At 67.9% G+C, this 602-nt stretch carries 1 protein-coding gene; it reads left to right on the top strand.

Features of this window, described 5'->3' with window-relative positions; all coding sequences use genetic code 11:
• Nucleotides 1-489: ATP-binding protein (locus VXC91_RS46640; RefSeq protein WP_329513372.1), on the top strand; the 489-nt coding region annotated here is incomplete at its 5' end.
• Nucleotides 490-602: the final 113 nt, after the last annotated feature.

Genomic DNA, 602 nt, shown 5'->3' on the forward strand with positions numbered 1-602 from the left:
CTCAAGACCCTGGAATGGGTCCGCCGCCGCGAGAGCCTTTGTGTCTGCGGACCCTCCGGCACCGGGAAAAGCCACTTCACCGAGGCACTCGGCCAGACCGCGGTCGAGGCCGGGATGACGGTCGCCTGGTTCACCATCGAGGACCTCGGAGCGCTGGTCCGCCGACACCGCGCCGACGACTCCATCGCCCGCGCTCTGGCCCGGATCATCCGCTCCGATTTGATCATCGTTGATGACATCGGCCTCCTCCCGGTCAGCCCCGACGCCGCCGAGGGCTTCTACCGGCTGGTCGACGCCGCCTACGAACGGCGCGCGCTCGCGGTCAGCAGCAACCTGCACCCCTCCGGGTTCGACGAGATCATGCCGAAGACCCTGGCCACGGCCACCGTCGACCGACTCATGCACCACGCCCACATCGTCGTCACCCAGGGTGACAGCTTCCGGCTCGCCCAGGCCACTTCCGGCCAGGGCGTCAAGCCCTTCAGCTGACCACGACACCACCCACGGCGGGGAGATAACTGGCCGCCGTTGGGGAAGCCCACATGGCCGCCAGCGGGGAGAACTCCTGGCCGCCTACGGGGATAACTTCAAGGCCATTGACA

The organism is Streptomyces chiangmaiensis, assembly GCF_036281785.1.
Lineage (GTDB): Bacteria > Actinomycetota > Actinomycetes > Streptomycetales > Streptomycetaceae > Streptomyces > Streptomyces chiangmaiensis.